Origin of the sequence: Enterobacter sp. P82 (assembly GCF_037053385.1) — a bacterium.
Lineage (GTDB): Bacteria > Pseudomonadota > Gammaproteobacteria > Enterobacterales > Enterobacteriaceae > Enterobacter.
On the sequence record NZ_JBALHX010000001.1, the window covers coordinates 687,489 to 701,227 of the forward strand.

Sequence of the window (13,739 nt, forward strand, 5' to 3'; positions counted from 1 at the left end):
TCAACTGGGGGATTAACCTCCCCCAAGAGGCACTAACAGCACATCGACCTGGCTTGACGCGACAATAGATTTCGCTGCACAGGCAGCGCGCGATAAAAAGCTATGGTTGTGGTTCCCACATATCACTAAATCAATATTCTGTTTACGACACATGTCGAGAATATGTGCATTAAGTTCCCCCGTTGCAATAACGGTTTCGTAAACAGGATATTGTGCCTTTTCAGCCAGCTCCCGCAGAAATTGCTGTGTTTCTTCCTGAAGTACCTCCCGAATATCTTCAAGCATAGGGGCTGCCAGCTGGTTATACATTTCGGGTTCGGCCGCGAGAGTGATGAGGCTGATGCGGGCATTATGGGGTCTGGCAATGGAAACTGCCCGGGCGACAAGTTGATGACTCTCGGGTGAAACTGCAACAGAAACAAGAAGATGGGAGTAACTCATGGTGCACTCCTTAGATGTCTGACAGACTGCGTCTACTCACCATTACCGCGAATTGCCGGGTTCTGCAAGAGCTGAATACGACATTAGTGTGAAGCTTATCATAATTATTCATTAATTATTCTTATAAGAAGAATAACTGAAAAATGCGTCTAAATGAAAAAAATTAACAACTTAACGTAAATCACACAAATGGCCGCTTTCGTTGTTAAACCATTTTGCCACGTTACAAAACCATTTCGAATGATTACGAGCTGAAACAGTTTTTTTGTTCTACCTGCATAACTATATGTTTTTTCACGGTAAGAAAAATGTTTCTCAGAGATGAGATTGATGTGAATGTTTCCGCGCGCCGCTTACGGCACGAAAAGCATGTTGTATGCCAGTATGGATCACCCTTTTGCATGAGTATTCGTCAATTAAGAATACAAAACAGTACTGATTGTTCAATATTTGAGCAAATTACAAGTCATACTGATGGATTTATGGGTGATATTCACTTAAATTATGTGACGCGGATCACATTTTTTTTAAATTTGAGGAAGGCTGCATTGTATGTATCAAAACTGACGAGTAGAGTTTGCGTCGAATTAGGAAAAATCTTAGTTATTTGTAAGAAATGATAAAACATGTAAGAGACGCAACGGCGTTTCTGCTCTTGCGTGTATCAAATGAATACAAACCTAAATTCAACTATGCATTTGGCCTTTTCTTTTTATACCGGGTGATTTCCCGGCGACATCACGGGGTGCGGTCTTTCCGCATAAAAATAATAGTTGGTTATTCGGGATGGGAACAATGCATACATCCGAGTTGCTAAAACATATCTATGACATCAATTTGTCGTATTTACTGCTCGCGCAGCGTTTGATTAGTCAGGACAAGGCGTCCGCGATGTTTCGTCTGGGTATTAACGAAGAAATGGCAACCATGCTGGGGGGCTTAACCCTCCCGCAGATGGTTAAACTGGCTGAAACGAATCAACTGGTTTGCCAGTTCCGTTTCGATGATTCGCAGACAATAACGCGTCTGACGCAGGAATCCCGTGTTGACGATCTTCAACAGATCCATACCGGTATTCTTCTCTCCACTCGCTTGCTTAACGAAATCAGCCAGCCTGATGACGCAGCCCGTAAGAAAAGGGCCTAGCAATGAGCGAAAAAAGCATTGTTCAGGAAGCGCGTGACATACAGTTGGCCATGGAGCTGATTACACTGGGTGCTCGTTTACAAATGCTGGAAAGCGAGACTCAGTTGAGCCGTGGTCGTCTTATCAAACTGTACAAAGAGTTACGTGGTAGTCCCCCGCCGAAAGGCATGCTGCCGTTTTCTACCGACTGGTTTATGACGTGGGAGCAGAATATTCACGCTTCCATGTTCTGTAATGCCTGGCAGTATCTTCTCAAAACCGGTTTGTGTAGCGGCGTTGACGCTGTGATCAAAGCATACAAACTTTACCTTGAACAATGCCCACAGCAGGAAGATGGTCCACTGCTGGCGCTGACCCGCGCATGGACGCTGGTGCGTTTTGTTGAAAGCGGAATGCTTGAACTGTCGCGCTGCAATTGCTGCGATGGCAATTTTATTACCCATGCTCATCAGCCTGCAGGCAGCTTCGCCTGTAGTTTATGTCAGCCTCCATCCCGTGCAGTAAAAAGACGTAAACTTTCCCAGGATGCTGCCGATATTATTCCACAACTGCTGGATGAACAGATCGAACAAGCTGTTTAACCCGAACGTGTGGGCAAGATTCCAGCAGCGGTAAGCAATTACCGCTGCTTTTTTTTACCCCGCAAACGGTAAACGCTGCGAACTGAACGTCCTTGCCATAGTCACTAGCGGAAGGATGATGTCGTGCTTATCTTATTAGGTTACCTGGTAGTTCTCGGTACAGTTTTCGGCGGTTACATGATGACCGGCGGGCACCTTGGAGCACTCTATCAACCGGCTGAACTTATTATCATCGGCGGCGCAGGGGTAGGGGCTTTTATCGTTGGTAACAACGGTAAATCGATCAAGGGCACGCTGAAAGCGATTCCATTGCTGTTTCGTCGCTCGAAATACACCAAAAGCATGTATATGGACCTGCTGGCGCTGCTCTATCGCCTGATGGCGAAGTCACGTCAACAGGGGATGTTCTCTCTTGAACGCGATATTGAAAACCCGAAAGAGAGTGAAATTTTTGCCAGCTATCCGCGCATTCTTGCCGACGCCATGATGCTGGATTTCATCGTCGACTACCTGCGACTCATCATCAGCGGCAATATGAACACCTTCGAAATTGAAGCGCTGATGGACGAAGAGATCGAAACCCACGAAAGTGAATCCGAAGTGCCGGCCAACAGCCTGGCGCTGGTGGGTGACTCCCTTCCGGCGTTTGGTATCGTCGCGGCGGTAATGGGTGTTGTTCACGCCCTGGCCTCGGCGGATCGTCCTGCCGCTGAGCTGGGCGCACTGATTGCCCATGCGATGGTGGGTACCTTCCTCGGTATTTTGCTGGCGTATGGTTTCATCTCTCCGCTGGCAAGCGTCCTGCGCCAGAAGAGCGCGGAAACCACTAAAATGATGCAGTGCGTGAAGATCACGCTGCTCTCTAACCTCAACGGTTATGCGCCACCGATCGCGGTTGAATTTGGCCGTAAAACGCTTTACTCCAGCGAGCGTCCGTCGTTTATCGAGCTTGAAGAACACGTGCGTGCGGTGAAAAACCCAAACCAACAGACGACAACTGAGGACGCATGAAAAACCAGTCCCATCCGATCGTCATCGTAAAAAAACGCAAGCATAAGGGTGGTGGGCATGGTGCACACGGCTCGTGGAAAATTGCGTACGCCGACTTTATGACTGCAATGATGGCGTTCTTTCTGGTGATGTGGCTGATCTCCATCTCCAGCCCGAAAGAACTGATCCAGATTGCTGAATATTTCCGCACGCCGCTGGCAACGGCGGTGGCTGGCGGACCGCGTATCTCTAACAGCGAAAGCCCGATCCCGGGCGGTGGCGATGATTACACCCAGCAGAAGGGTGAGGTGAAAAAAGAGCCGAACATCGACGAGCTGAAGAGAAAGATGGAACAGGCGCGCCTGAAGAAACTGCGTGGCGATCTCGATCAGCTGATTGAAGCAGATCCAAAACTGCGCGCGCTGCGTCCGCATCTGAAAATCGATCTGGTACAGGAAGGGTTACGTATCCAGATTATTGATAGCCAGAACCGCCCAATGTTTAAGACCGGGAGTGCGGAAGTTGAGCCGTACATGCGCGATATTTTGCGTGCTATTGCGCCGGTGCTGAACGGCATTCCTAACCGAATCAGCCTGTCAGGACACACGGATGATTTCCCGTATGCCAGTGGAGAGAAGGGATACAGCAACTGGGAGCTTTCTGCCGATCGTGCCAACGCCTCGCGTCGCGAGCTGGTGGCCGGTGGGCTTGATGATGGCAAGGTACTGCGCGTGGTCGGCATGGCAGCAACCATGCGTGTCTCTGACCGCGGGCCGGATGACGCCATCAACCGTCGTATCAGTCTTTTAGTGCTGAACCAGCAGGCGGAGCAGGCCATCCTGCATGAAAACGCCGAAAGTCAGAATGAGTCACTGGACGATTTAAAACAGCCTGGGGCCGTTCCTTCGGCTGCCGTTCCAACATCGCCACCAGCCAATCCGAGGTGATAGCGTGAGCATGGATATTAGCGATTTTTACCAGACATTCTTTGATGAAGCCGACGAGTTGTTGGCCGATATGGAGCAACATTTGCTCGATTTGGTGCCTGAAGCACCGGACTCTGAGCAGCTCAATGCCATCTTCCGTGCGGCGCACTCCATTAAAGGCGGAGCCGGAACGTTTGGATTTACCATCCTGCAGGAAACGACCCATTTGATGGAAAACCTGCTTGATGAAGCACGACGCGGTGAGATGCAGCTCAATACCGATATTATCAACCTGTTTTTGGAAACCAAAGATATTATGCAGGAACAGCTCGACGCCTATAAAAGCTCGGCAGAGCCTGATGCCGCCAGCTTTGAATACATCTGCAATGCGCTGCGCCAGCTCGCGCTGGAAGCAAAAGGTGAGGTTGCCGCAGCCGTTGTTCCGGCCGCAAAACTGAGCGTTGTCGATGCTGCTGAAGAGGCCACGCCAGCCGTTGCACAAGCGGGAAAACTGCGCGTTGTGCTGTCACGCCTCAAAGAAAATGAAGTTAACCTGCTGGAAGAAGAGCTGGGTAACCTGGCGAAGTTAAGCAACGTAGTAAAAGGCAAAGACAGCCTTGCTGCGACACTTGATGACGGTATTGGCCAGGACGATATCGTGGCGGTGCTGTGCTTCGTTATTGAAGCCGATCAGATTGCCTTCGAAACCGAAACCGCCGTTGTCGAAACCCCAGCAGAAGAAGAAGAGGTCGCTGTTGTTGCTCAGGCTGCAGCTCTGGCTGTTGTGCCTGCGGCTCCGGCGCTGAAAGCCGTGCCAAAAGAGGCTGCGGCTCCAGGCCGTGGTGAAAAACCGGCTGCGCGTTCCAGTGAATCCACCAGCATCCGTGTTGCCGTTGAGAAGGTTGACCAGCTGATTAACCTGGTGGGCGAACTGGTCATCACTCAGTCAATGCTGGCACAACGTTCAAACGAACTGGACCCGGTGACGCACGGCGATCTGATCACCAGCATGGGGCAATTACAGCGTAATGCCCGCGATCTGCAGGAATCGGTCATGTCCATCCGTATGATGCCGATGGAATACGTCTTCAGCCGCTTCCCGCGTCTGGTTCGCGACCTTGCCAGTAAACTGAATAAACAGATTGAACTGACCCTGATGGGCAGCTCAACAGAACTCGATAAGAGCCTGATCGAGCGCATCATTGACCCGTTAACGCACCTGGTGCGTAACAGTCTCGACCATGGTATTGAGTTGCCTGAAAACCGTATTGCCGCCGGGAAATCTCCTGTCGGAAACCTGATTCTCTCTGCAGAGCATCAGGGTGGGAACATCTGCATCGAAGTGACCGATGACGGTGCGGGCCTTAACCGTGAGCGCATCCTGGCAAAAGCGATTTCGCAGGGGATGGCGGTCAATGAAAACATGACCGACGAAGAAGTGGGCATGTTGATCTTTGCGCCAGGCTTCTCGACAGCGGAACAAGTTACCGACGTTTCCGGGCGCGGTGTGGGCATGGACGTGGTGAAACGTAACATCCAGGAGATGGGCGGTCACGTTGAGATCCAGTCTAAGCAGGGCTCTGGCACCACCATTCGCATCCTGCTGCCGTTGACGCTGGCAATTCTGGACGGTATGTCAGTCAAAGTGGCAGACGAAGTCTTTATTCTGCCGCTGAATGCCGTGATGGAATCGCTGCAGCCGCGTGAGGAAGATCTGCATCCGCTGGCGGGTGGCGAGCGTGTTCTCGAAGTGCGCGGTGAGTATCTGCCGCTGGTGGAACTGTGGAAAGTGTTTGAAGTGGACGGGGCGAAGACAGAGGCCACGCAGGGTATCGTTGTGATCCTGCAAAGTGCAGGCCGTCGCTACGCGCTGCTGGTTGATCAGCTGATTGGTCAGCACCAGGTTGTTGTGAAGAACCTCGAAAGCAACTACCGCAAAGTGCCGGGTATTTCTGCCGCCACCATTCTGGGTGATGGTAGCGTGGCGCTGATCGTCGACGTATCGGCGCTTCAGGGATTAAATCGTGAACAACGTGTGGCGTACACAGCCGCCTGATTAAGTAGAAGGTAATAACATGACCGGTATGAGTAATGTAACGAAACTGGCGGGCGAGCCATCAGGGCAGGAATTCCTGGTTTTCACTTTAGGTGACGAAGAGTACGGTATCGACATTCTGAAAGTGCAGGAAATCCGTGGTTACGACCAGGTTACCCGCATCGCTAACACGCCTGCTTTTATTAAAGGTGTCACCAACCTGCGTGGTGTGATTGTGCCAATCGTTGACCTGCGCGTGAAGTTCAGCCAGGGCGACGTTGACTACAACGACAACACCGTGGTGATTGTTCTGAACCTGGGGCAGCGCGTTGTGGGCATTGTGGTGGATGGTGTGTCTGATGTGCTTTCCCTGACCTCTGACCAAATCCGTCCTGCTCCGGAGTTTGCGGTCACGCTGTCTACGGAATACCTGACCGGTCTGGGCGCGCTCGGCGAGCGAATGCTGATTCTGGTGAACATTGAGAAGCTGCTGAACAGCGATGAGATGGCTCTGCTGGATATCGCCGCGAGTCACGTAGCGTAGGTAAATGCAAAACGGCAACCCAGGTTGCCGTTTTTTGTGTTTGCACCCTCTCCCTGTGGGAGAGGGCTGGGGTGAGGGCATCAAGCCTCACCCTTTTTTTCACCTTACGCTTCCTGCTTTACCAGCTCAGCTTCCGCTTCCCGCGCCCCTTCATTCTGCGACAGCATCGCGGTCGCGATACCATTCCCCAGAACGTTAATCGCAGAACGACCCATATCCAGGAAGTGATCAATCCCCATCAGCAGCAGAATACCGGCCACCGGAATATTGAAGCTTGGAATGGTTGCCGCCAGAACGACCAGCGATGAACGCGGTACGCCCGCAATCCCTTTTGAAGCAAGCATCAGGGTCAGCATCAATACCGTCACTTCAGAGAAGCTCAGGTGAATGTTGTACGCCTGGGCGATAAACATCGAGGCGAAAGAGCAGTACACCATCGAACCCACCAGGTTGAAGGAGTAGCCAATCGGCAGCACGAAAGAGGCGATGTTGCGCGAGCAACCAAAACGCTCCAGCTGTTCCAGCGTTTTTGGATAGGCCGCTTCAGAGCTGCTGGTGGTAAACGCCACCAGTACCGGGTCTTTCAGCATACTGACCAGGCGAAACACCTCTTTTTTCAACACCATGTAACCTACGGCCAGCAGCACCATACAGGTGAGAAGGATCGCCACATAGTATCCGCCAATAAAGGACGCATAGTTCAGCAGAATACCCAGACCCTGAGTGGCAATAACGGATGAAATCGCCGCGAAAATGGCCAGTGGTGCAACGTACATCACGTAACCCGTCACCTTCAACATGATATGGGAAACCACATCCAGCGCAGCTACCAGAGGTGCATTGAATTTCTGTCCCAGCGACGCGCCGCCAATGCCAAAGAACATTGAGAACACCACAATCTGCAGGATCTCATTGTTCGACATCGCCCCAGCGATACTGGTTGGAATGGTGTGCGACAGGAAGGCTTTCAGTGTCATGCCCCCAACAGCCAGACCGGTATCGACCGCCTCGGTTGGGATCGTCAGGTTTAAACCGCTTCCCGGATGTTCAAGTGTGACGATAAACAGCCCCACCAGAATAGACAGCACGGATGAACTGATAAACCACACCATCGCTTTGCCGCCAACGCGGCCAATGGTGGAGGTTTCGCCCAGTTTCATGATACCGACGGTTAACGTGCTGAAGACCAAAGGTGCAATCACCATTTTGATCAGGCGAAGGAAGATATCGGTCAGAAGGGTAATGTTATCCGACCAGGCTTTGATAGCATCCGCAGATGCGTACTCATGAATTGCTGCCCCTGAAAGAATACCCGCCAGCATGAAAATCACGATGAAGAGTGTGAGTTTGTTTGCACTTGCCACGAAAAAAGACCCTCTATGCGCTTTAGATGTAGCCCGCGTCGATATATATAAATTTTTTAATACGCCGCCGGAAATTATTCGGCACATAAATTGACGCAAAGCGGGGGGGGATACAACTCCTTTTTAAGTTTTATTAATTTTGTTGTTAACTCGCTGACGATATATCGTGATCGAGATCACATTATGACGGATATATTCTCTCCGGGAAAAATAAAATCTCTGATGGTTTGAATTTAACTGATTGTTATGTTGGAAAAAATTTCGTCAATAAGACATCTGGCTTATGTGTTATGGCGCAGGTGGTAGAAGCGATAACCATAAACTAAATTCTCAGTAACCCCCCAGAGGAACACTAAGCGGGGCTAACATCTTGAACAACAAAATAAAATGTTGCGAGGGAACGAAGACGTCTTCTGGAGGGTGGTAAATGAACAGAAAACTCCTTTTGATCTGCACAGGCACTTTACTGGTTGCGACAACAGCCCATCAGGCACTGGCCGTCACCAGCAGTGGTACTGTCGGTGCGACGCTGACGCTGACAAACGGTTGTCTGATAAATGGCTCACCCACGCAAAATGGCATTAATTTCGGGACACTGGATTTCGGTACCCATCCCGCCACATTTTCCACTCTGACCACGCAGTTGACCGGCGCCAGCGGCGGCAACACCTTCACTATTCAATGCACGACGGCCAGCTATTCGGTGGCGATTACCGGTAATACTAACTCCACTGCACCGGGTACCGTTGTAGGTACGCCGGGGACGCCTGCTCGCTATCTGATTAATACCTCCAACGCGGCGCAGGGTGTTGCTTACAGCCTCTACACTGACAGCGGATTCAACACCGAGATTACCAATAACACCGCGTTGCCGATCGCGTCCACAGCAGGAGGGGTAGACAGTTACACCCTCTACGGGCGCATTACCGGCGGCGGTAACAGCGTGACGGTCGTTCCGGGAACCTACACCGATACGATAAACGTCAGCGTTACCTATTAGTACCTGCATCGCCATGAACGCATCCTGTATAAGTCTGCGCAGACGCGCAGAGGGATATGTGCAACTTTTTATCGCGCTGACCTTCGGGTTGCTGATGGTACCCATAGCGGGTGCGGTGACATCGCAGTCATTTAAGGTCAGCGCGACCATTGTACCCGGATGCGCGGTGGCCACGGGGAGTGGAGGGCTTCTCGGCACGCTGGATTTTAGCACCCATACTGGAGTGGAAAGCGCGCAGGTCAGCACCAGTTTTGTACCCAACGGCGCCTTGTCAATTGCCTGCACACCGGGTGTCGCGCTGAGCATGAGCATTAATGGTGGTCAGAATTACTCATCTGTTCGCCGTATGAAACGCTCAGGTGGAACGGAAATGGTGGGATACCGGCTATACAGCAGCAGTTCACTGGCAGCAAACAGTGAAATTGGGGTCAACCAGGCCATACCGGTGACGTATACCAACAGCAATAACATCGCGCTGCCGCTATTTGGTGTGGCGCTACTGAGCGGGGTTAGCCCGGCAGGAACGTATTCCGATCAGCTCACCGTGACCTTGTCATGGTAATAAAGGGAGAGTGTTGATGAAGCCATTTTTCAGACCGGTATGTCTGGCTGGCGTGTTGGGTATGGCTGCGGTAACCGGCCAGGCGCAGGCGGCAGCCACCATTCTGCTATGGCCCATTGATCCATGGCTTTCAGCGGATGCCAACGCCACGGAACTGTGGATCCAAAATCAGGGAAACAGCGCCACGACGATGCAGGTCCGCATCGTGCGCTGGAAGCAGGAGGACGGACACGAGCGTTATACCTCGCAGCAGGACGTGGTCGCCAGCCCGCCCATCGTCACGATTGGTACTGGTAGCAAGCAGCTTATTCGTCTTATCAAACAGGCTTCTGTTCCCGCTGGCGTCGAACAGGCTTACCGCATTATCGTAGATGAAATCCCCCAGCCTGATACTAAAGCCGAACCCGCCATCGGCCTCAAATTGCAGATGCGCTACTCCATCCCTTTGTTTGTGTATGGACAGGGGATCCCGACCATCAAAGAAGGCGCGCATCACGCGCTGGCGGAAACCCAAAACCTGAGCTGGCGGGTGACGCGCGCAGAGGGGCAGCCTGCGCTGGAGGTCAGAAATCGGGGTGATGTTCATGTCAGGCTGAGCCAGGTGGTGCTGGAGCAGGGAGGTCGGAAACACACGGTAGTGGATGGATTACTGGGTTACGTTCTCCCCGGCAGCACCCGCAGTTGGCCAATACCCGCCGGGGTTCGCCAGCCAGACCGGATGAGTGCGCAAATTAATGCCAGGGACGCACAATGGCAGTCGACGCCCGTCAACTGAAACCGGCGATGATGATACTGCTTTGCGTCAGCACCACTTCCTGGGCTGAACCCGGCGACGACAGTTTACCGCCGCCTCCTCAGGCACAGGCGATCAATGATGAGGCCGTCTTCCAGCTTGACCTCGTGTTGAACCACTACGATACCGGTCTGGTGGTGCCTGTAACGCAACGTAAAGGCGCTTTCTTTATCTCCAGCGCCGATTTGCTACGTGCAGGACTTCCCCCTGAGCATGTGCCAACCGGAGAGGTTAATCTCTCCTCGCTTTCTCAGGTTCGGGCGGAGTATGACAGCGCTGCGCAACGGCTGTTGCTGACCGTTCCCCGCGACTGGGTCACGACCCGTGTGACGCCGTTCAGTACACAAACGGCGCAGAGCAAACCGCACTTCGGGCGCGGGGCACTGCTTAATTATGATCTCTACACCAACCACACGGAACACTTCGGTGGTCAGGCGTCGCTCTGGCATGAATTCCGCTACTTTAACGAGAACGGCTCGTTTTCTTCTACCGGTTACGCCCGGGAAAATTTCGCCGGGAATAATGATCAGCAGGAAGGGTATGTCCGCTATGACACCACGCTGCTGTTCACCAATGAGGATGATGCAATTTCCTGGAGTGTCGGGGATGTGATCAGCGACGCTCTGAGCTGGAGTACCAGCGTGCGCATGGGCGGGATAAGTTTCGGAAGGGATTTCTCCTTGCGTCCGGATCTGGTGACATGGCCATTGCCAGAATTTTCGGGAGAAGCCGCAGTTCCCACCTCGGTTGATCTCTTTATCAATGGCTATCGTTCCGGCTCCACTCAGCTCCAGCCGGGGCCATTTACGCTGACTAATCTGCCCTATATCAACGGTGCAGGGGATGCGGTGCTGGTCACCACCGATGCACTGGGGCGTCAGGTGAGTACCACGCTACCGTTTTATGTCACCAGTGATTTGTTAAAACAAGGCCTGAGCGACGGGGCTGTGACGCTGGGCAGCCTGCGGCGTAATTATGGCATCAGGAATTTTGACTACGGTCCTGCCGCAGGCAGTGGCTCATATCGCTATGGTTTGACGGACTGGCTCACGCTGGAGGGGCATGCAGAAGGGGCGCAAGAGCTGGCTCTGGGCGGGGCAGGGACGGTGATAAAACTCGGCCAGTTTGGTGTGGTGAATACCTCTTACTCGCATAGCCGCATGCGCGGTGACACGGGCGGGCAAATCAACTGGGGTTACCAGTACAGCACCAGCGAGTTTAGCGTGGCAACCCAGCACACGCGGCGCGATCGCGGCTTTGGCAATCTGGCCCTTTATGATCAGCCGACGGTCTATGACGAAAATGACAAACCCATCGCCAGTTTTAGTCGCAATACGGATCAGTATTCTCTCACCTTTAATCTGGGGCAGTACGGCAATATTGGCGCAGCCTGGATCGGCGTAGAGAGTTTCGACAGTCAAAAAACCGAACTGCTCAATCTCTCCTGGAGCCGCAACCTGTGGGGCGCGAGCAGTATTTATCTGGCAGCAAGTCGGGACCAGCAAAGGGGAGACTGGACGGTGGCGCTGTCGCTGCAGGTGCCGCTGGGGGCGCGTGACAGTGCCGCCGTCACTTTCGAAAACACCCCGGATGCGGGCAGCACGCAGCGCATCAACTATAACCACTCGATGCCTTCCGACGGTGGGTTTAGCTGGAACATGGCATGGGCTAACCAGTCGAAAGCCAGTGACTATCAGCAAGGAACGCTGGGCTGGCGCAATAACAACATTGAGCTGCAGGGAGGCGGTTATGGTGAAAAGGAGACCATGACATGGTGGGGTGAGGCGATGGGGGCGATTGTTCTGATGGACGGAGAGTTGTTTGCGGCCAACAAAATCAACGATGCGTTTGTGGTCATCAGTACCGACGGTCATCCGGATGTGCCCGTCAGCTACGAGAACCAGCCCGTCGGTAAAACCAATAACAACGGCTATCTGCTGGTGAGCGGGGTGTCGGCGTATTACCCGGCTAGTTACCGGATTGATACGCTGAATTTGCCTGCGGATACCCGGCTGAAAGAGACCGAACGCCGGGTTGCGATCCGTCGCCATAGCGGCTACCTGGTCGATTTCCCGATGGAACAGGAGCGGGTGGCGAGCGTTATTCTGCATGATGCGCAGGGAGAGGCGATTCCGGTGGGAAGCCAGGTTCGACGAGCTTCGCGTAGTAATGCGGTAGTGGGATATGACGGGATCGCCTGGCTGGAAAATCTCAGTGATGTGAACCCACTTGACGTTATTACCCCTGACGGAAAGCACTGCTCGGTCACGCTGACGGTGGGTGCCAATCCGCAACACAAACTGCAAACCTACGGTCCTCTGGTTTGTCGGGAGGGACGGTGAGGCGCCTGCTATTCCTGCTTCTGCTGCTGGCAACCAGCGGTACTTGGGCTGACTGTCGGGTCAGCACGGTCAACGCCGCTTTTGGGAGTGTGACCTCATTCGCGCTGAGTGGTTCTGGCGAAGTGGCAACCACCGGTACGCTGGTCGTAGACTGTGATGCGCTGGTGAACTTGCTGACCGGGGACACCATCACGCTGAACTTTGTCTCAGCGACCGTTTCGGCAAATGGTCGTGCGACCATGAAGCGTACCGACAACGCGGCCATTACGGATGTGATCCCGACGCGCCTGTGCGGGCAGTCGGGCTGCGCTAACAACAGCGAAGTGCAAACCAGTAAAACCTATACCTGGGACAGCAGTACCTTGTTAAATCTGATCGGCGGCAAACAATACAATATCCCTCTCTATTTCCGGACGGTCCCGGGACAAAATGTGACCGCTGGTCCTTATCAGGTGACGCTAAACTTCGATATCACCTATAGAGTCTGCTCGGTGGGCGTGCTCAACGCGTGTTTATCGGGACTGCAAACCGGAACGAAAGGAACCAGCATCACGTTGGATATGACCGTCACTAATGACTGCAGCGCGATGACCACGCCTGACGTGAACTTTAACAGCGCGCCGCTGGTACAAAGTTTCCCCACTGTATCGCAGGCGATTGCCGTCACCTGTACCAAAGGAAGTACGTATACCATCGGCATCAATAACGGTGCTAACGCGCTGAACAATGTGCGGCGCATGGCGAATGGCAGCAACTTTATGAGCTACGACATCTATAAAGAAGCCACCAGTAACCGTTGGGGAGGAAGCGGCAGCGAGCGCTGGTCCAGCGCGGTATCGTCCCAGGTCAGTACCGATGGTTTACTGCGCACCTACAACTACACCGCGAAAGTCCTGACAAATCAGGCCACGCCCCCCGCCGGAACCTACACCGATACGCTGATTGTCGACGTGGCGTTTTAACCCCACGCTTTTCCCTTTCTCAAATGTAAAGTTCCTGTGGGCAGTGCCGATAA

13 protein-coding genes are annotated in these 13,739 nt (G+C 53.0%); 11 read left to right on the forward strand and 2 right to left on the reverse strand.

Going from position 1 to position 13,739, the window contains the following annotated elements; translation table 11 throughout:
• Window positions 1-12 precede the first annotated feature (12 nt).
• Window positions 13-441, reverse strand: a complete 429-nt coding sequence (gene uspC / locus WB237_RS03185) for a universal stress protein UspC (RefSeq protein WP_336210212.1) — start codon at window positions 439-441, stop codon at window positions 13-15.
• Window positions 442-1,236: 795 nt separating this feature from the next.
• On the opposite strand from uspC, the gene flhD reads away from it, so the two are divergent.
• The 6 genes from flhD to cheW all read left to right on the forward strand — a co-directional run bounded on the left by flhD (window position 1,237) and on the right by cheW (window position 6,663).
• A complete protein-coding gene (flhD, locus tag WB237_RS03190; protein WP_023312264.1) occupies window positions 1,237-1,587 on the forward strand; it encodes a flagellar transcriptional regulator FlhD in 351 nt (116 codons plus the stop codon).
• Window positions 1,588-1,589: 2 nt separating this feature from the next.
• The gene (flhC, locus tag WB237_RS03195) at window positions 1,590-2,168 is read left to right on the forward strand and encodes a flagellar transcriptional regulator FlhC (protein ID WP_336210216.1); all 579 of its coding nucleotides are present in this window, start codon (window positions 1,590-1,592) and stop codon (window positions 2,166-2,168) included.
• Between the two features lie 123 nt (window positions 2,169-2,291).
• Window positions 2,292-3,179 (forward strand): flagellar motor stator protein MotA, encoded by an 888-nt coding sequence (gene motA / locus WB237_RS03200; protein WP_008500417.1) that lies wholly within the window; start codon window positions 2,292-2,294, stop codon window positions 3,177-3,179.
• Window positions 3,176-4,105 (forward strand): flagellar motor protein MotB, encoded by a 930-nt coding sequence (gene motB, locus WB237_RS03205; RefSeq protein WP_008500418.1) that lies wholly within the window; start codon window positions 3,176-3,178, stop codon window positions 4,103-4,105. The genes motA and motB overlap by 4 nt, the downstream gene beginning before the upstream one ends.
• A gap of 4 nt (window positions 4,106-4,109) precedes the next feature.
• Entirely contained in the window at window positions 4,110-6,140 is a 2,031-nt protein-coding gene (gene cheA, locus WB237_RS03210; protein ID WP_336210226.1) for a chemotaxis protein CheA, read from the forward strand.
• 19 nt (window positions 6,141-6,159) lie between these two features.
• A complete protein-coding gene (gene cheW / locus WB237_RS03215; protein WP_008500420.1) occupies window positions 6,160-6,663 on the forward strand; it encodes a chemotaxis protein CheW in 504 nt (167 codons plus the stop codon).
• 104 nt (window positions 6,664-6,767) lie between these two features.
• Here the strand turns inward: cheW and WB237_RS03220 are convergent, their stop codons facing one another.
• Window positions 6,768-8,027, reverse strand: a complete 1,260-nt coding sequence (locus WB237_RS03220) for a dicarboxylate/amino acid:cation symporter (RefSeq protein WP_336210230.1) — start codon at window positions 8,025-8,027, stop codon at window positions 6,768-6,770.
• A 427-nt stretch (window positions 8,028-8,454) separates the two neighbouring features.
• Between WB237_RS03220 and WB237_RS03225 the strand changes: the two genes are divergently transcribed.
• The 5 genes from WB237_RS03225 to WB237_RS03245 are packed head-to-tail and all read left to right on the forward strand — an operon-like array spanning window position 8,455 to window position 13,686.
• A complete protein-coding gene (locus WB237_RS03225; protein ID WP_336210233.1) occupies window positions 8,455-9,027 on the forward strand; it encodes a Csu type fimbrial protein in 573 nt (190 codons plus the stop codon).
• Window positions 9,028-9,040: 13 nt separating this feature from the next.
• A complete protein-coding gene (locus WB237_RS03230; RefSeq protein WP_336210236.1) occupies window positions 9,041-9,589 on the forward strand; it encodes a Csu type fimbrial protein in 549 nt (182 codons plus the stop codon).
• 16 nt (window positions 9,590-9,605) lie between these two features.
• Window positions 9,606-10,364 (forward strand): fimbrial biogenesis chaperone, encoded by a 759-nt coding sequence (locus WB237_RS03235; RefSeq protein ID WP_336210239.1) that lies wholly within the window; start codon window positions 9,606-9,608, stop codon window positions 10,362-10,364.
• Window positions 10,340-12,724, forward strand: coding sequence for a fimbria/pilus outer membrane usher protein (locus WB237_RS03240; RefSeq protein ID WP_336210241.1), 2,385 nt, complete (start codon window positions 10,340-10,342; stop codon window positions 12,722-12,724). The genes WB237_RS03235 and WB237_RS03240 overlap by 25 nt, the downstream gene beginning before the upstream one ends.
• The gene (locus WB237_RS03245; RefSeq protein WP_336210244.1) at window positions 12,721-13,686 is read left to right on the forward strand and encodes a Csu type fimbrial protein; all 966 of its coding nucleotides are present in this window, start codon (window positions 12,721-12,723) and stop codon (window positions 13,684-13,686) included. The genes WB237_RS03240 and WB237_RS03245 overlap by 4 nt, the downstream gene beginning before the upstream one ends.
• Window positions 13,687-13,739: the final 53 nt, after the last annotated feature.